This is a genomic window from Methylocapsa palsarum (genome assembly GCF_900114285.1).
Taxonomy (GTDB): Bacteria; Pseudomonadota; Alphaproteobacteria; order Rhizobiales; family Beijerinckiaceae; genus Methylocapsa; species Methylocapsa palsarum.
In genome coordinates, this window is record NZ_FOSN01000001.1 from 556203 (window position 1) to 573840 (window position 17638).

Sequence of the window (17638 nt, forward strand, 5' to 3'; positions counted from 1 at the left end):
CGGCGTCCCGGCTCTTCCTCTCCGAAGGATAAAGCCGATCAGGCTTTGGCGCCCTGCTTGGTGGCGACACCCTTTTCGGCGAGGAACGAGGCCAGTTCACCCGATTGGTACATCTCGCGGACAATGTCGCAGCCGCCGAGGAACTCGCCCTTGACATAAAGCTGGGGGATCGTCGGCCAGCTGGAGAATTCCTTGATGCCCTGACGGATCTCGTCGCTCTCGAGGCAATTCACCGATTGGTAAGGCACGCCGACATGCTCGAGGATCTGGACCACCTGGCCGGAGAAACCACATTGCGGAAACGTCGGGTTGCCTTTCATGAACAGAACGACGTCGTTCGAGTCGATCGTCGATTGGATGACATCCTTGATGGCCATTTCAAATCCTTTCGGGGAGCTTTTGAGCGTGGCGGTTTTCCGACAGCTTCGAATGACGGGTAAACGACTTATTTGGGGGCGAGGGTCGTCAGTTGCAGCGCGTGAAGCGCGCCGCCCATGTGTTCGCCAAGCGCCTTATATACGATCTGGTGCTGCTGGAGCTTGGTCTTGCCGGCGAACTCCGAGGAGGTCACGACGGCGGCCCAGTGATCCTTATCCCCGACGAGATCCTTCACTTCGATCGTCGCGTCGGGTATGCCCGTCTTGATCAGCCTCTCGATCTCAGCTTGCTCCATCGGCATATCGTCGTTCCTTGTTCAACCGGTCTTGTGAATTCGCCCGCGCGCGTCTGCGTGTCGTAAACCTTACGGCGTCAAGCATAGTTACAAAAATCAAGCCATAAGCGCAGCGACAAAATCAATCCATGAACGTGGGAAGCCAAGTCTCATGGGCTTTCCTCAGCTCGCTCAGGAATATGGGCGTCCCGGCGCCAAGGGTCAACGCGTCGCCCCCCGTCGCGCCAAGGGCCGCGCACACGACGCCGGCGCGTTCCGCCTCGCGCAGGATCGCGTCGACGGCGGCGGGAGCGGCGGTGACGATATATCGCGCTTGATCTTCGCCGAACAGAAATCCATGCGAAGGGAGCGTGTCCGGCAGCGCGAGCGAGGCGCCGATGGCCCCGGCGAGCGCCATTTCCGCCAGCGCGACCGCAAGGCCGCCGTCCGAAACGTCGTGCGCGGCGTTCACGGTCCCCTGCGCGATCAGGCGACGCACGAAATCGCCATTGCGCCGCTCGAGCGCGAGATCGACCGGCGGCGGCGCGCCCTCTTCAAGGCCGCAGACGTCGCGGAGGTAAAGCGATTGTCCAAGCCAGCCCTCGGCCGGGCCGATGAGAAGGATCGCGTCGCCCTCCCGCTTGATCGCGATCGACGCGGCGAGGCTGACGTCCGCGATGACTCCGACGCCGCCGATCGACGGCGTCGGCGGAATCGCCTGTCCGCTGCTCTCGTTGTAAAGCGACACGTTGCCGGAGACGATGGGGAAGTCGAGCGCGCGGCAGGCGTCCCCGATCCCATCGATGCAGCCGACGAACTGCCCCATGACGGCGGGTTTTTCGGGATTGCCGAAGTTCAGATTGTCGGTCGCGGCAAGAGGCAGCGCGCCGGCGGCGGTCAGGTTGCGCCAGGCCTCGGCGACCGCCTGTTTGCCTCCCTCGTAAGGATCGGCCGCGCAATAGCGCTGGGTCACGTCCGCCGTCAGCGCCAGACCTTTGGGACCGTCCTTGATCCGGATGACCGCCGCATCGCCGCCCGGCGCCTCGATCGTATTGCCTAGAATGAGATGATCGTATTGCTCCCAGATCCAGCGGCTGGAGCAGAGATCGGGGGTTCCCAATAGCGCCAGCAGCGCCTCGGCGTCGGGGACGGGCGCTTCGACATCCACGGCGAGAAGGCGCGGAAGCTTCGGCGAGGCTTCGTGCGGCCGGTCATAAAGCGGCGCGCAATCGCCCAGTTCCTTGATCGGCAGATCGGCTTTGATCTCGCCTTCATGCTTGACGACGAAACGCAGCGTGTCTGTCGTTTTGCCGATGATCTTGAAATCAAGGCCCCATTTCCGGAACACCGCTTCGGCGGCGGCTTCCTTGCCTGGGTCGAGCACCATGAGCATGCGCTCCTGGCTTTCCGACAGCAGCATTTCGTAGGCGGACATGCCGGGTTCGCGGCAGGGCGCGGCATCGAGGTCGAGTTCGATTCCAAGATCGCCCTTGGCGCCCATCTCCACCGCCGAGGAGGTGAGCCCCGCCGCCCCCATGTCCTGGATCGCGATGACGGCGCCGGTGCGCATCAATTCGAGGCAGGCTTCGAGAAGAAGCTTCTCGGTGAACGGGTCGCCGACCTGGACGGTCGGGCGTTTGTCCTCCGAATCGGCCTCGAACGAGGCCGACGCCATCGTCGCGCCGTGGATGCCGTCGCGGCCGGTTTTCGAACCGAGATAGACGATCGGATTGCCGATTCCGGTCGCCTTGGCGTAGAAAATCTCGTCCGCCCGGGCGATGCCGACGGCCATGGCGTTGACGAGAATATTGCCGTTGTAGCCCTTGCCGAAATTGGTCGAGCCTGCGACGGTCGGCACGCCGAAACTGTTGCCGTAGCTTCCGATTCCGGCGACGACGCCCGCCACGAGGTGGCGCGTCTTGGCGTGGTCCGGCTCGCCGAACCGCAGCAGGTTGAGGCAGGCGACCGGGCGCGCGCCCATCGTGAACACGTCGCGCAGGATGCCGCCGACGCCGGTCGCGGCGCCCTGAAACGGCTCGATATAGGAAGGATGGTTGTGGCTCTCCATCTTGAAGACGCAGGCGTCGCCGTCGCCGATGTCGATGATTCCCGCGTTTTCGCCTGGGCCCTGGATCACCCACGGCGCCTTGGTCGGCAGACGGCGCAGATGCAGCCGCGAGGATTTGTAGGAGCAGTGCTCGTTCCACATCGCGGAGAACACCCCGAGCTCGGTGAAGGTCGGGGCGCGTCCGATCAGGTCGAGGATGCGCTGATATTCGTCCGGCTTGAGACCATGCGCGGCGGCGAGTTCGGGGGTGACGGAAGGCTCGCTCGCGCTCATGCCGCCGGCCTCGCGAAAGTCGCCAGGCTCTCGAACAGGCCCCGCCCGTCAGTTCCGCCGACAAGCGCGTCAACGAGATTTTCGGGATGCGGCATCAGGCCGAGGACGTTGAAGCCTTTGGAATAAATCCCGGCGATGTCGTTGATTGACCCGTTGGGATTATCCGCCTCGCCATTCGCGCCGCAATAGCGGAACGCGACGCGGCCGTCGCCCTCGATCCGCGCGATGGTTTCCGAATCGGCAATGTAATTGCCCTCGCCATGGGCGATCGCCACCTTGATGATCTGCCCCCTGGCATAGGCCGAGGCGAAGGGCGTGTCGTTGCGCTCGACCCGTAGATGCTGCATCCGGCAGATGAAACGCAGTTTGGCGTTGCGCATCAGGACACCCGGCAACAGGCCGCTTTCGACGAGGATCTGGAAGCCGTTGCAGATTCCAAGGACGAGGCCGCCGCGCGCGGCATGAGCGCGGACAGCGTCCATGATGGACTCTCGCGCGGCGATCGCGCCGCAGCGCAGGTAATCGCCATAAGAGAAGCCGCCCGGCAGGACGACCAGATCGGTCTTCGGCGGCAGATGCGTTTCTCGATGCCAGACGAGGGCGGGCCTAGCGCCACTCGCCGCGAGCGCGCGGAACGCGTCGCCTTCGCGATTGGAGCCCGGAAAAAGGATGATTGCGGCGTTCAAAGGTTTCGCCTCTGCCGTTCCAGAGCTTTTGCTCTTACAGAATTTCTACGGCGAAATTCTCGACCACCTGGTTCGCCAGCAGCTTTTCGCAGGCCTCGCGCAGGACAAGTTCGGCTGAGGCGCGATCGGCGTCGGCGAGTTCGATGTCGAAGACCTTGCCCTGACGCACGCTTTCGATTCCCTCGATGGCGAGCGACTTCAGGGCGCCCTCGATGGCCTTGCCCTGGGGGTCGAGAATTCCATTGCGAAGCGTAACGACGACGCGGGCCTTCATTTTAAGCTCCCGATTGATAGGGCTCCGGACGTTGCGGGCGCCGCGGGCGAAAAAGAGCGCCCATTCGAACAAATAAAAACGGAGGCCGAAGCCTCCGTCTAGTTTGATCGGCGTTTGACCGCAGATCATGCCCTTCGATCAAGCCATGCGCATCGGGGGGGAAGCACGATGGCCGCTTGGGTCGCCTTCGCGGTAAGGCCGTGAAGGTTCAACGGAGACGCCGCTTACGCGGGTCAATTCAGTCTTTTGCCGTCTCAACGAGTTTGGGCCCCGCTGCGCGCGGCTGTTCGTTATCCTGCAAGATGCCGAGCCTGCGCGCCACTTCCGTGTAGGCCTCGACGAGACCTCCCAAATCGCGGCGAAAACGGTCTTTGTCAAGCTTGTCGTTGGATTTGATGTCCCAAAGCCTGCATGAATCGGGAGAAATTTCGTCGGCGACGGCGATTCGCATCATATCGCCTTCCCACAACCGGCCGCATTCCATCTTGAAATCGACGAGACGGATGCCGACGCCGAGAAAAAGGCCGGACAGAAAATCATTGACCCGAATGGCGAGGGCCATGATGTCGTCGATCTCCTGCGGGCTCGCCCAGCCGAACGCCGTGATGTGCTCCTCGGAGACCATCGGGTCATTCAGCTCGTCGTTCTTGTAATAGAATTCAATGATCGAGCGCGGCAGCTGGGTGCCTTCCTCGAGCCCGAGCCGGGTCGAAAGGGAGCCGGCGGCGACGTTGCGGACGACGACTTCAAGCGGAACAATCTCAACCTCGCGGATCAATTGCTCGCGCATATTGAGCCGGCGGATGAAATGCGTGGGAACGCCGATGTCGTTGAGGTTCTGGAAGATGAACTCGGAGATCCGGTTGTTCAGGACTCCCTTGCCGTCGATGACCTCGTGTTTCTTGGCGTTGAAGGCGGTCGCGTCGTCCTTGAAATGCTGGATGAGCGTCCCCGGCTCCGGGCCTTCGTAAAGAACCTTGGCCTTGCCTTCGTATATGCGCCGGCGGCGATTCATGGGGATTAACCGTGGCTTGAGATGATCCATAGGCGGCCGTGGCTCCTGTGAACGTCCTAGGGCCCGCGACCAAGAAGCAACTTTTCTGCGAAATGGGGCGGGGCAGGCGTAGGCTTTGCTTGGGGGCGTCGCCACTGTCTCGGTCGCCATTGCAACGAGGACTAGCGTATTCCGAAACGGGAGACAACCCAACCAGCGGAACGCGGCTAAGACACCAAATTCCCTCTTTATAGAGCCCTAAACTAGAAAAGCGGCGAAAATAGAACCTCCCATCAGATCCAATTTGATTAATTCTAACAGAGATTCGCCTCACGATACAGTGTAAAGAAATGGCGCTTGCGGGGGCTGTTCCGGCCATGGCGTTTCCGCTAAACCGCCGCTATCATAGCGACCTTCGCGTCATTGCGGGGGCGCGGACACGCCAAAGGGGAGACTTATGACCACTTTCGACGAGCGCGAGAACGCCTTTGAAGCCAAACTTGCGCATGACGAAGAACTCAAGTTCAAGGCCAGCGCGCGTCGCGACAAAAAGCTTGGTCTTTGGGCCGCCGGAAAGCTTGCCAAGTCAGGAGCCGCGGCCGAGGAATATGCGTCCTCGCTGATTTCCGCCGACGTCGCCGCGTCCGGGGACGACGGCGTTTTCAAAAAACTCCGCGCCGATTTCGATCAGGCCAAAGTCGAGCAGTCCGATCACCAGATCCGCCGCAAGATGGAAGAATTTTTCGCCGAGGCCGTCGAGGAGGTCAAGACCGGAGTCCGCGACTAGAATCCCTTCCTGCTGTTTCTACGGCGAGGCCGTAAAGCGTACGAAACGTGATCGGTTCAGCTCCCGCCGCACGAAACGCCGTGTGGATGGAAGGATGAACCGGGCCGCCCCGCCGCGCCTTGGAAATATCCGGTGACTTGAAAGCTCAAGTGGCTTGAAAGATCCGGTGACGAAAGGCGATTTTCGCTCGGATGAAGGCCATGAGCAAAATGGAGCAGCGTCTGAACGGCGGGATTGGCGAGGGGACAGATTAATTAGATCGGCCGGCTTCAAAGAGCATCGGATTTGCTGTTGATCCAGATTTGCTGTGGAACCTGGCGTCGTATGGAGCGGCGATCAAGCCCTTTGCTTTTTTCCCCGAAGGGAAACAGGCTTTTCTTCCCCGAAGGAAAAAATGGTGCCGCCTATAGGATTCGAACCTACGACCCCCTCATTACGAATGAGGTGCTCTACCAGCTGAGCTAAGGCGGCGTCTGTTTGGGCTTGCGCCCTACTCATCCCCTACTATTTTACTCACGCCCGCGCCAGTCCCTGATCCACCTTCGCTTTCAGCGGCTGCCCCGCTTATGCCGAATGACGCGCTCTACGAGCTGAGTTATTGCGGCCTTATTGCGCGCGCAGCGAAAAGACTGGCACTTCTTAGCCTTACGAGCAGGGTTTCGCAACCGCCATCCTCGGCGCCGAACGCTTTGGCCCGCGCCCAAATCCCTATGAAAACTCCCTCCTCCACGGATTCAATAGGCCGGAGGGTCACAAAGCGGGTGGTGCGCCCCTCGAGGCGGAGCGCTCGTCCAGCCCCGGATCGTCAGGCGCCCCAGGCAGGGGAAAGATCACGGGATGCGGGATCGTCCGGTCAGCCGCCCCCGGTTCGCTCCCGGCCGGACTCGTGGAAGCGGATTGAGACGGCGGCGCCGGAGGTTCGCCCTGTGTGGCGCCTGCAACCTTGCCCTTGGCCTCCTCCAGCTGAAGCCGCGGCTCGGGCGACGCCAGAGGCGCGAACACCGCGTCTTCAGTCCCCGAATCGGGCCGTAAGCGCTCGATAGGCCGCTGCCAGACGAACGCGTCGAGCTTGCCGGTCACGGGCGAAGCGGGCAGCCAGTGATCGGAGGCGAGCCCGTCCGCGACCCAGACGGGGTCATGAGGGGCGCGAGCGCCGCGCGCCAGCCATTCCCGCACATAGCCCGCCGAACCATGTTCAGCCTCCTCGAGGTCCGCCATGATATGGCACATCCGGATCGTCGGCTTCGACGGCCCCTCGATCAAGGGCTGCATGGCGTCGCGCGCGGCCTTGAAATTGCCCGCCGCGATCGCCGTCCTGGCGATCATCATCAGGCTTTCGGGGTCGCGGGGCGCGAGCCTCGCAAGGGTCTGCGCCTTGACCAGAAGATCAGCCGGGGAGTCGCCCGAACGCGGTTCGAGATAGGCGTTCGCGAGATCGGGATGCGGCGCGGCCGGCCACGCAGTCTCGATCAATTTGGAGGCCTTGCGGGTCTCGCCTTTCCGGTTCATCAGTCGGGCGGCGAGGGCGAGGGCGGGGACGAAATTCGGCTCCCGTTTCAGCGCCGACCGGACAAGATTGAGCGCCTCGTCGGGTGAGGTCTCGGATTTTTCGAGAGCGATCGCAGTCTCCAGCACGGCGCGCTGACGTTCCTGGGTCGTGCGGTTCGTCTTTTTCGACGCAGCGTCGTTGTCCAGCGCGCGCAAGGCGCTCCGCCAGTCGCCCTTCGCCGTCTGACGCTGCATCAGGGCCTGCGACGTCCACGGCAATCTGGCGATGTCATGCGCCGCGGCGGCGAATTCATGGGCGTCCTCGACGTCGCCGCGCCGATGCGCTTCGGCGTGAAGCCCGCGCAAGCCGATCAGTTTCATGTCGGAGCGATGGGTCATCGCCTTGAACGCGTCCTCGGCCTCGGTCTGATTGTTTGCGAGCTGCGCCGCCTGCGCCTTGAGGAGCAGGGCCAGAGGCTCGTGCCGCAAATGCTTCTGCGCCTCCACGGCGGACGCCCGCGCGACCGCAGCGTCGCCGGCGTTCACGGCGATCAACCCACGCGAGAGCGCCGCAAAACCCTTGTTGCGGCGGCGCATCTGACTGGACAGCGAGACGCCGGCGGGAATCTTGAAAACGAAACGAATCAGCGCCCAGGCGGCGACGAGCAAAAACGCCACGCTCAGAACGACCCCGACGCCGACCGCGAGAGAGGTTTTGATATGGTATCCTTGCCAATTGACCAGGATTTCTCCCGGCTTGTCCGCAAACCAGGCGTCGGCGAAGGCGACGGCGATCAGAAAGGCGAAGAACAGCAGGACCCGGAGCATTTTTTTCCCGTCGAGCGCATCGTCTCAGCGAGACGAATCAGGATTTCGGTTTGACGACAAGCGTCACGGCGTCGTCTTGGATCGCCCTCGCGGCCGCGAGAGCGTCGATCCGCGCCCTGGCGGCCTCGCCCCATCCTTGCGATTTTGCTTTGGCGGCGTCCGGAAATTTGGTCCAGAGGGCGTATGCGTCTTCGATATCGCGCTGGGCGAGCGCGGATTCGATCTTGTCGACCAGGCCCTGCAGATCATCGCCGCCGGCGACATCGTCGCGATGGATATGAACCAGCTTCGAGGCGCTTCGCGTCAACTCGTCGATGAAACTCTCGTGTTCCCTCGGCGGCTCGGACGCGAGAATGGGCGAAACGAGGGGAGAAAATTGCTCCGTCAAGGTCCGTTCGCTCGCAACTCCCGTCGCCGCATGCGGTCGCAACGGCGCAAGGGCTCCAGCGCCGACGCCGAGGGTCTCGAGCGCCGACAGATCCGCCGCGAACGGCGCGCCGCGTTGAACCTTGCCGAGCAGGCTTCCCGCGACAACGGCGACGCTGTGGCCCTGAGGCTCAGCCTTGACGCTTTCACGCGGGGCGTTTTCGCGCGGCTCCTGGGCGCGGACGTTGGCCTTGGGAGCGGCGAGTTGCGCCTCGAGCGCGCCGACCTTCTGTTCGATCGCGTCCAGCCGCTTTTCCAAAGGAGCGAAATTGGGCTGTTCGGCGGCGCCTCCTCCGCCGGGCGGAGCTTCGGCAGGGAGCGCTGCGACCGCTTTCTCGATCGCGTCCAGCCGCATCCGAATCGGGCCGAGATCAGCCGGTTCCGACGCCTCGGCGCCCGATCCTTGAGACGCCTGGGCGGGACGCGCGGCGAGCGCCTGCTCGAGGTTCTCCAGCGCGGATCTGGTGGAGGCTTCGCTCTTGCCGGTTTCGCTCGCGAGCGATGAGATGCGGCTTTCCAGCGCCGCAAAAGCGATCCGCGACGCGGAGCCCGCCTCATTGACCTTCTGTTCGATCGCGGCGGCGCGCGCATCGAAATCGGTTGCGGCGCCTGCCGGTTTCACGGCGTCGAGATAACGCAGTCCGAACGCGCCGCCGACGGCGATCAGGGAACCTGTCACGATGGCGGCGGCGAGCGGCAGCCATGGCGATTTCGGCCGGTGCGCTCCAGACCCGCCCGTCTTCGCGTCCGTTCTCAAGTCGGCAGAATGGGACGGATCCGGTTGGCCAGGCGGCTGCGCGGCCGAAGGCGCCGCGGATTCAGTGGACGCTTCAGCAGCAGTTCCAGCCGCCGCAGTTTCTGCCCCGGATTCGTTCGATGCGTCAGGCGGAGCGCGCTCGACGCCGGATGTGGAATGCTCATCTTTTTGTTTGGACATCGTGAGATCCCATTTTTCCACGGCCTATGTAATGGAACGCATCGGCTTTCGCAACGCCCCGAGGCCTCACGCCGACTTGCTGGCGCGTTGAGCATCGCGAGATCGTTCCGGGATTGTCGCCCTTTTCCTGCGCCATTGCGGCGAGATGCGCCGAGCGCCCGGCCCTTGCGCCGATCGGGCGGAGATGCTAGAACAAAAAAAGAACATATGTCTGCCCCCAAAGAAAGATAGTCTGCCCCAAAGAGTGGAGCCTGAGCGGAACTCGAAATCCGGTGGACAAGTTTCGACGTTGGCCTCGCTGGACGGGGCGCGGCGGGCGAGAACGCGTTAATGTCGTCAGTCAATGCTGGGATCAGCGCCGGCGCGACGCCGGCAATTCCAATGTCGATGAAGCGATTGCCTGCAATCAAACAATGACTGCAAACAATGCCTGCGAACAATGCCGACAATCAAATGGCGTCGGCGATTAAACGGCGTCGGCGAACGAGTGCTGGCGATTACATTAACGAGTGCTGGCGATTAATTTAACACGTGCTGGCGATTAAAAAGGAGCGCCCATGTCCGGGAGCGTCAACAAAGTCATTCTCGTCGGCAATCTTGGCCGCGATCCCGAGGTCCGCAGGATGAATTCCGGCGATTCCGTTGTGAGCTTCAGCCTCGCCACGTCGGAGTCCTGGCGCGATAAGGCCTCGGGCGAGCGCAAGGAGCGGACGGAATGGCATAATGTCGTGATCTTCAACGAGAACCTCGGCAAGATCGCGGAGCAATATTGCAAGAAGGGCGCGAAGGTGTACCTCGAAGGCCAGTTGCAGACGCGCGAATTTACCGATCGCGAGGGCAATCAGCGCAAGACGACGGAAGTCGTGCTGCAGCGGTTTCGCGGCGAGCTGACGCTTCTCGACGGCCGCGGCCGCGGCGATTCCAGTGAACGCGGCGCAGATTATGATGCGCCCGCGGCCTCGGGGTTTGGACGCTCCTCGCCAATGGAACGGACGCAGGATCAGCGTCCCGCTGCCGGCGGCGGCCGCATCGCGGATATGATCGACGACGATATTCCGTTCTAGTCCTGACGTTCATCGATATCATTGGCCGCCGATCATCGCGACGACATGAACCTCTTCCAGGCTCATGAGGCCCGTGGCGCGGACCCGGCGATCAAATCGTTCGCGCGCAGGGACGATCCAACGCCACATGCGCGAGCCCCCTGCAAAAGGCGGCGAGGCGGGGCAGACATCGCCTTCGCTAATGCGCCTTGGCGGCGGCCGGAATCCGCTTCGAGGATTGGCGTAAGGGATTTGATCCAGAAGGATTGATCGAGGCCTCCGCGGAACTGGCGTTCCGCGGGCGCAGGGGGTAATGTCGGACATCTCCCCTTTAGTTTTGGATGTTTCTGTTTGGCCGATACTGACGATCAAGGACCGGCGTCCCCCGGCTCCGACGTGCGACCCGTCTCGATTTCCGATGAAATGCGGCGAAGCTATCTCGATTACGCGATGAGCGTGATCGTGAGCCGCGCGCTGCCCGACGTGCGCGACGGGTTGAAGCCGGTGCACCGGCGAATCCTGTTCTCGATGAACGAGAACAATTACACGCCGGACCGCCCTTACGTGAAATCCGCCCGCATCGTCGGCGAGGTCATGGGCAAATATCACCCGCACGGCGATTCCGCGATCTATGACGCGCTCGTGCGCATGGCGCAGCCGTTCTCGATGCGGCTTCCCCTGATCGACGGGCAGGGAAATTTCGGCTCGGTCGACGGCGATCCGCCCGCCGCCATGCGATATACGGAATCACGGCTCAACAGGCCGGCGCTGGCGCTGCTGGAAGACATTGATTCCGACACGGTTGAATTTCAGCCGAACTACGACGGCAAGGAGCGCGAGCCGACGGTTCTTCCGGCGCGCTTCCCGAATCTGCTCGTCAACGGCGCCGGCGGCATCGCGGTCGGGATGGCGACCAATATTCCGCCGCACAATCTCGGCGAAGTGATCGATGCGGTGATCGCGCTGATTGATCAGCCCGAACTCAGCGTCGAGGATCTCATGGCCTATGTGCCGGGGCCGGACTTCCCGACAGGCGGCGCAATTCTCGGCCGCGCGGGCGTCCACTCCGCCTATCTGACCGGACGCGGCTCCGTTCTGATGCGCGCGAAGGTCGAGGTGGAGGAACTGCGCAAGGAGCGCGAGGCTCTTATCGTCACCGAAATCCCCTATCAGGTGAACAAGGCGACGTTGATCGAGAAGATCGCCGAACTTGTGCGGGAAAAACGCATCGAGGGCGTGTCTGACCTGCGCGATGAATCCGACCGTCAGGGGATGCGGATCGTCATCGAGCTGAAACGCGACGCCGTCGCCGACGTGGTGTTGAACCAGCTGTGGCGCTTCACCGCGCTGCAGTCGAGCTTCGCCTGCAACATGATCGCGCTGAACGGAGGACGCCCTGAGGTCCTGAACCTCAAGGACATGCTGTCCGCCTTCATCGATTTCCGCGAGGACGTCGTCACCCGCCGCTCGAAGCACCTGTTGGCGAAAGCGCGCGACGCCGCGCATCTTCAGGTGGGCCTTGCGATCGCCGTCGCCAATATCGACGAGGTTATCCGGCTCATCCGGACCTCGCAGGACGCGGCGGAAGCCCGCGCGGCCTTGATGGAGCGCCCATGGCCGGCGCGCGACATGGAGCCTTTGATTCTTTTGATCGCAGATCCGCGCCATGTCCTGACGGAGGACGGCTCATGCCGCCTGTCCGAGGCGCAGGCGCGCGCGATCCTCGAATTGCGGCTGCAACGTCTGACCGCGCTGGGACGCGACGAAATCGCCGACGCGTTGAACAAGCTCAGCGCCGAGATCGCGGATTTGCTGGACATCCTGCGTTCGCGCACGCGCCTGTTTTCCATCATCAAGGATGAGATCATCGCGGTCAAAAGCGCCTACGCCACGCCCCGGCGCACAATCATCCTCGACAGCGCGGCCGGAGTCGACGACGAGGATCTGATCCAGCGCGAGGACATGGTCGTGACGGTCTCCCATCTTGGCTACGTCAAGAGGGTTCCGCTGGCGACCTACCGCGCGCAGCGTCGCGGCGGCAAGGGGCGCTCGGCGATGCAAACCCGCGATGAGGATTTCGTCGCAAGGCTCTTCGTCGCCTCGACCCATGCCCCGGTGCTTTTCTTTTCGTCGCATGGCCAGGTCTACAAGGAAAAGGTCTGGCGGCTTCCGCTGTCGGCGCCGCAGGCGCGCGGCAAGGCGCTGGTCAATATTCTTCCGCTGGAGCAGGGCGAGCGCATCACGACCATCATGCCGCTGCCCGAGGACGAGACGGTCTGGGAGACGCAGGATGTGATGTTCGCGACGACCCGCGGCACCGTCCGGCGCAACAAGCTTTCCGATTTCGCTCAGGTCAACCGCGCCGGCAAGATCGCCATGCGGCTCGACGAGGGTGAGGAAATCGTCGACGTGCAGATCTGCGCCGAGACCTCCGACGTTCTCCTGACCACGGCGAACGGCCAATGCATCCGCTTCCCGGTCACCGACGTCCGCGTCTTCAAGGGCCGCGACTCGATGGGCGTTCGCGGCATCGCGCTCGGCGAAGGCGACCGCGTGATCTCTCTCGCCATTCTGCGCCATATCGAGGCCGACAGCGGCGAGCGCGTCGCCTATCTCAAGATGCGCCGCGCCATCGCCGGCGAATCCTCGGCCGACGCCAGCGCCGAGCCGGGGGCGGAGCCCGCGGCGGAAGAGGCCGGCGCCGAAGAGGCCTCTGGCGCTTCGAACCTCAGCTCCGACCGATACGCCGAAATGTCCGCCAACGAGCAGATCATCCTGACCGTCTCGTCGAACGGTTACGGCAAAAGAACCTCGTCCTATGAATACCGGATCACCGGTCGCGGCGGCAAAGGCATCGTCGCCATGATCGTCAACGGCCGGAACGGAAAGCTCGTCGCCTCCATGCCGGTCGAGGACGGCGACGGAATCATGCTGGTGACGAACGGGGGGCAGCTGATCCGCTGCCCGGTGGACGGCATTCGCGTCGCCGGACGCGGCACGCAGGGCGTCATCGTGTTCAACACCGCCGCCGAAGAGCAGGTCGTCGCGGTCGAACATATCACGGAGGACGAAGGGCCCGTCGAAGATGACGAGTCCCAGGGGGCGCCCGAAGTTGACGCCGGATGAGGCGCGATGACTTGAAGCGGCGCTTCGGCCAGATCGGCGAGAAGTGGGGCGACCGGCTCCTGACGGCGCTCACGGCGCTGCTGGCGTTTCTTGTCTTCGTGCTCGTTCCGCTGCACGCTTCTGGCGTCATTGGTTTTCAGGGCTATGGCTTCGCGCTCGTGTTCGTGCTCGCGAGCTGCGTGCTCGGCGCCTCACGAAGCCCTTTCGCGGTACTGGCCATTGTCGCCGGAACCAGCCTTGTCTTCGTCGCCATCGCGCTTCGCGCTCACGATCGCTCGCCGCTCGACCTCTATTTCGACGCCGCCGGCTTCATTGTCGTGGAGCTCGCGCTGGCTTTTTTGGTGGCCCGTGCGGTATTCGCGCCCGGACGCGTGACTTTCCATCGCATCAATGGCGCGATTTTGCTTTACATGACCATTGGTCTGATCTTCATGGCGCTTTATGGAATTGTCGGATTGGCCTTTCCTGGCGCGTTCGCGGGCCTCGCCATCGAGGATAAACCCGCCCTGCTGGGCAATCTGTCCTATTTCAGCTTTACGACCTTGACGACGATCGGCTACGGCGACATCACGCCGGTGCATCCGATCGCGCGCAGCCTTTCCAATCTGGAAGGCGTCATCGGGCAGCTTTACCCGGCGACCTTGCTCGCGAGGCTTGTCACTCTGGAATTGCAGGATCGGCGTTAGAGCGCTTTCCGATCGCATGCAGTCATGAGATCGATCAGAAATCGATCCAGAATCAAGGGTTTGAGCATATTCTTGTCGATTGGATTGATTCAATCCAACCGGAATATGCTCAGAACATGATGCCGAAAAGTGGAAACCGGTTTTCGGGCGGCATCATGCTCCAGCTCTTTGATGAGAGACGGATTCAGACTTCAGACGGAATCGCGGCCGCGATTTCGTCTGAAGTCATCCGGCTCTGGAACGCGTGTCCTCTTGGCCGGGGTCAGTTCAGCCGGGGCGCCCTGATCTGATAAACGCCGTCATGGGCGCGCTCGAACATTTCGTCGACCTGTGGATGACGGACCGGATCGCCGGACGTATCAGGCATCAGGTTTTGTTCTGAAACGTAGGCGACGTATTCGGTTTCGGTGTTTTCCGCAAACAGGTGATAAAACGGCTGGTCCTTATGCGGCCGCACATCCTCGGGGATCGAGCGCCACCATTCATCGGTATTCGCAAAGACAGGATCGACGTCGTAAATGATGCCTCGGAACGGATATTTCCGATGCCTGACGACCTGACCAATGCCAAATTTTGCGATAAGGGGCTTCATCTGATTTTGTCCCGCTGCGGCGAGGAATCGCCGGGTCCGGCTGTCGCCTGGCGGCGGCGTTCGCACGGGGGCGAGCGTCTCTCCGGGCGCTGGTTAGGCTTCGCCGTTTGTTATGTCAACATGCCTGACCTGTCTTGCGGCCGGATGAAGTGCGATTGCGCACATCGGCGCACATCGCGTATCAGCGGAGCGCGGACCGCTTTGTGAGGCGCCGGGGCGTTGGCCCGCGGGACGGGAGAAAACTGATGATGACCTCCTATGATCCCCTTGAGCTTCTGACGACCGCCGAGATGTCCGCGGCCGACCGGCTGACCATCGCTTCCGGCGCGCCGGGATCCTATCTCATGGCGCAGGCGGGAGCCGCCGTCGCCCTCGAGGCGGAGCATATGCTGGGCCGGGCTCTCGGCCGACGCACCGGCCGCATCGCGATTTTTTGCGGGCCTGGAAACAATGGCGGCGACGGGTTCGCCGCCGCCGAGCGTCTGCTTGCGCGAGGGTGTCAGGTCGAAGTCGGACTTTTGGGTCCGCTCGAAAAGCTGACCGGCGACGCGGCGCTCGCCGCGAAAGCCTGGCGGGGACCCGTCTCGCCGATCGAGGCGTTGAGTCTCGACGGCGTTGAGCTTGCGATCGACGCCCTCTTCGGCGCGGGCCTCGCCCGCGGCCTCGACGGTCTTGCAAGAGAGACCGTGTTGCGTCTCAACGATTGGTCGGCCGCCACCGGGAGGCCGGTCCTGGCGGTCGACGTGCCGTCCGGCCTTGACGGGTCGAGCGGGCAGGTCCAGGGGGTCGCGGTCAAAGCCAAAACCACGGTCACCTTCTTTCGCCGCAAACCGGGGCATCTGCTGCTGCCGGGCCGCGTTCTCTGCGGCGAGACCATTCTCGCCCAGATCGGCATTTCCGACGAGGTCCTTGCGTTGATCGCGCCGAGGGCCATGGCGAACAAGCCGGGCCTCTGGAGCCGCGTTTTCCCGGTGCCAAGAGTCGACGGCCACAAATATACCCGCGGCCATGCGTTGATTCTCTCCGGCGGCCTCGCGCGCACGGGAGCCGCACGTCTCGCCGCAAGGGGCGCGCTGCGGGCTGGAGCTGGTCTCGTGACCGTGGCGACGCCGGCGGAGGCCCTCGCCGTTCACGCCGGCGCGCTGACCGCGATCATGACGCTTGTTTGCGACGACCCGAACGATCTTTCCAAAATTCTGGAGGATCGCCGCAAGAACGCTGTCGTCGCGGGGCCGGGGCTCGGCGGGGCGGCCCACGCCAAAGCGCTCGTTCGCGCCCTGTTGCAGTCTGGCGGCGCGATGTCTCCGCCGCGCGGAATCGTTCTCGACGCCGACGTGCTGACGAGTTTTTCCGGCGATGCTTTTGGTCTCGCCCAGGAGATCCGCGCTTCCGGCGCAAATGTGGTCCTGACGCCGCACGAGGGCGAATTCGCCCGGCTTTTCGGCGACATCGACCCCCATCGCGAGGGAAGTTGGGGCGATCTTCAGCCGCAGGTCGACGCGCCGGACGCCCTTCTTCTTGCGCTGTCGTCAGCCTCGAAGCTCGAACGTGTGCGGGCGGCCTCCGCGCTGACCGGCGCCGTCGTTTTGTTGAAAGGCCCGGACACGGTGGTCGCCGCTCCGGATGGCCGGGCGAGCATCGCCGACGACCTGCCGCCCTGGCTCGCGACGGCGGGATCGGGCGACGTGTTGGCCGGGATGATCGGCGGCCTGCTGGCGCAGGGGACGCCGGCGTTCGAAGCCGCTTCCGCCGGCGTCTGGCTTCACGGCGCCGCCGCGCGCCATTTCGGCCCCGGGCTGATCGCTGAGGACATTCCTGAAAGCCTGCCTGCGGTCTTCAGGACTCTTTACGAAAGCTTCTTCGCGCAACAGGTTTGAGTTCTGATCTAGAATCGGATTTCCGCGAGCGCACGGGCGAGCGCGGCGAATCCCGCGATGTCGATTTCCTCGGCCCTTGACGTAGGGTCGAGTCCGGCGCGCGCCAGAAGATCCGCGGCGTCTCCCGCGGCCAGCGATTTCATCGATTGCCGGAGCATCTTGCGACGTTGGCCGAAGGCGGCCTGCGTCGCCTCCGAAAGCAGTTTCCCGTCGCAGGGCAAGGGCGCCGCGCGCGGAACAAGCTCGACAAGACTCGACGTCACCTTGGGCGGCGGGGTGAAGGCGGCCGGCGAAATGTCGAACAGAATACGCGTCTCGCACCGCCAGTTGCAAAGCACCGCGAGGCGTCCGTAGGCGGCGCGCTGCAAGGGCGTCGCGACGATGCGCTCGGCGACTTCGCGCTGAAACATCAGGACGAGACGATCAAACCAGGGCGGCCAGGGGTCCGTCTCGATCCAGCGCGTCAACAACGCCGTGGCGACATTGTAGGGCAGGTTGGCGCAAATGCGCGCGGGGCGCGCGGCGCCGGCGAGGGCGCGAAGATCGATGTCGAGCGCATCGCCTTCCACAACCTGAAGCCTGCCGTCGGCGCGTTCGGCGATTTCGGCGAGCGCGGAAAGGCAGCGCTCGTCGCGCTCGATCGCGATGATCTTCCGCGCGCCTTCGGCGAGCAGCGCCCGGGTGAGTCCGCCCGGGCCCGGGCCGATCTCGACGATCAGCTCCGCCGTCGCCGGCGACGCGGCGCGCGCGATGCGGCGGGTGAGGTTGAGATCGAAGAGGAAGTTCTGGCCAAGCGATTTCTTCGCCGCAAGCCCGTGGCGGGCGACGACCTCGCGCAGGGGCGGCAGACTCTCCAGCGAAAAATCCACGACGCCGTTCATGCTGGTCTACAGCCTTTCTT

15 protein-coding genes and 1 tRNA gene are annotated in these 17638 nt (G+C 63.4%); 5 read left to right on the forward strand and 11 right to left on the reverse strand.

Annotated features, from left to right (window positions below; translation table 11 throughout):
• Window positions 1-38: 38 nt before the first annotated feature.
• From grxD to purC, 6 genes are all read right to left on the reverse strand, one after another.
• Window positions 39-377: a Grx4 family monothiol glutaredoxin gene (gene grxD / locus BM177_RS02720; protein ID WP_091677140.1), complete on the reverse strand. Its 339-nt coding sequence runs from the start codon at window positions 375-377 to the stop codon at window positions 39-41.
• 68 nt (window positions 378-445) lie between these two features.
• Window positions 446-679: a BolA/IbaG family iron-sulfur metabolism protein gene (locus tag BM177_RS02725; protein WP_091677144.1), complete on the reverse strand. Its 234-nt coding sequence runs from the start codon at window positions 677-679 to the stop codon at window positions 446-448.
• Between the two features lie 115 nt (window positions 680-794).
• Window positions 795-2993 carry a phosphoribosylformylglycinamidine synthase subunit PurL gene (purL, locus tag BM177_RS02730; protein WP_091677149.1) on the reverse strand — a complete coding sequence of 733 codons (2199 nt, stop codon included), beginning with the start codon at window positions 2991-2993 and terminating at the stop codon, window positions 795-797.
• Entirely contained in the window at window positions 2990-3679 is a 690-nt protein-coding gene (gene purQ / locus BM177_RS02735) for a phosphoribosylformylglycinamidine synthase subunit PurQ (protein WP_091677154.1), read from the reverse strand. Before purQ ends, purL begins: the two co-directional genes overlap by 4 nt.
• A 34-nt stretch (window positions 3680-3713) precedes the next feature.
• The gene (gene purS / locus BM177_RS02740; RefSeq protein WP_091677613.1) at window positions 3714-3953 is read right to left on the reverse strand and encodes a phosphoribosylformylglycinamidine synthase subunit PurS; all 240 of its coding nucleotides are present in this window, start codon (window positions 3951-3953) and stop codon (window positions 3714-3716) included.
• Between the two features lie 238 nt (window positions 3954-4191).
• Window positions 4192-4998 carry a phosphoribosylaminoimidazolesuccinocarboxamide synthase gene (gene purC, locus BM177_RS02745; RefSeq protein WP_091677157.1) on the reverse strand — a complete coding sequence of 269 codons (807 nt, stop codon included), beginning with the start codon at window positions 4996-4998 and terminating at the stop codon, window positions 4192-4194.
• A gap of 406 nt (window positions 4999-5404) precedes the next feature.
• Between purC and BM177_RS02750 the strand changes: the two genes are divergently transcribed.
• Complete coding sequence (locus BM177_RS02750) at window positions 5405-5734, forward strand: DUF1476 domain-containing protein (RefSeq protein ID WP_091677161.1); 330 nt, start codon at window positions 5405-5407, stop codon at window positions 5732-5734.
• Between the two features lie 395 nt (window positions 5735-6129).
• Here the strand turns inward: BM177_RS02750 and BM177_RS02755 are convergent.
• The 3 genes from BM177_RS02755 to BM177_RS02765 all read right to left on the reverse strand — a co-directional run bounded on the left by BM177_RS02755 (window position 6130) and on the right by BM177_RS02765 (window position 9413).
• Window positions 6130-6205: transfer RNA gene (locus tag BM177_RS02755), tRNA-Thr, on the reverse strand.
• Between the two features lie 279 nt (window positions 6206-6484).
• Entirely contained in the window at window positions 6485-8050 is a 1566-nt protein-coding gene (locus BM177_RS02760) for a heme biosynthesis protein HemY (protein WP_091677164.1), read from the reverse strand.
• A gap of 37 nt (window positions 8051-8087) precedes the next feature.
• A complete protein-coding gene (locus BM177_RS02765; protein WP_139223483.1) occupies window positions 8088-9413 on the reverse strand; it encodes a COG4223 family protein in 1326 nt (441 codons plus the stop codon).
• Between the two features lie 557 nt (window positions 9414-9970).
• On the opposite strand from BM177_RS02765, the gene ssb reads away from it, so the two are divergent.
• The 3 genes from ssb (at window position 9971) to BM177_RS02780 (ending at window position 14268) form a co-directional block, all read left to right on the forward strand.
• Window positions 9971-10477: a single-stranded DNA-binding protein gene (gene ssb / locus BM177_RS02770; protein WP_091677172.1), complete on the forward strand. Its 507-nt coding sequence runs from the start codon at window positions 9971-9973 to the stop codon at window positions 10475-10477.
• Between the two features lie 402 nt (window positions 10478-10879).
• Window positions 10880-13582, forward strand: a complete 2703-nt coding sequence (gene gyrA / locus BM177_RS02775; protein ID WP_425284358.1) for a DNA gyrase subunit A — start codon at window positions 10880-10882, stop codon at window positions 13580-13582.
• Complete coding sequence (locus BM177_RS02780) at window positions 13579-14268, forward strand: potassium channel family protein (protein WP_091677178.1); 690 nt, start codon at window positions 13579-13581, stop codon at window positions 14266-14268. The genes gyrA and BM177_RS02780 overlap by 4 nt, the downstream gene beginning before the upstream one ends.
• A gap of 262 nt (window positions 14269-14530) precedes the next feature.
• On the opposite strand, the gene hspQ is transcribed toward BM177_RS02780, so the two are convergent.
• On the reverse strand, window positions 14531-14860 hold the full coding sequence (gene hspQ / locus BM177_RS02785; RefSeq protein ID WP_091677181.1) for a heat shock protein HspQ: 330 nt from the start codon (window positions 14858-14860) through the stop codon (window positions 14531-14533).
• A 245-nt stretch (window positions 14861-15105) separates the two neighbouring features.
• On the opposite strand from hspQ, the gene BM177_RS02790 reads away from it, so the two are divergent.
• The gene (locus BM177_RS02790) at window positions 15106-16737 is read left to right on the forward strand and encodes an NAD(P)H-hydrate dehydratase (protein ID WP_425284356.1); all 1632 of its coding nucleotides are present in this window, start codon (window positions 15106-15108) and stop codon (window positions 16735-16737) included.
• 8 nt (window positions 16738-16745) lie between these two features.
• Here the strand turns inward: BM177_RS02790 and rsmA are convergent, their stop codons facing one another.
• Window positions 16746-17618, reverse strand: a complete 873-nt coding sequence (gene rsmA, locus BM177_RS02795) for a 16S rRNA (adenine(1518)-N(6)/adenine(1519)-N(6))-dimethyltransferase RsmA (RefSeq protein WP_091677186.1) — start codon at window positions 17616-17618, stop codon at window positions 16746-16748.
• Window positions 17619-17638: the final 20 nt, after the last annotated feature.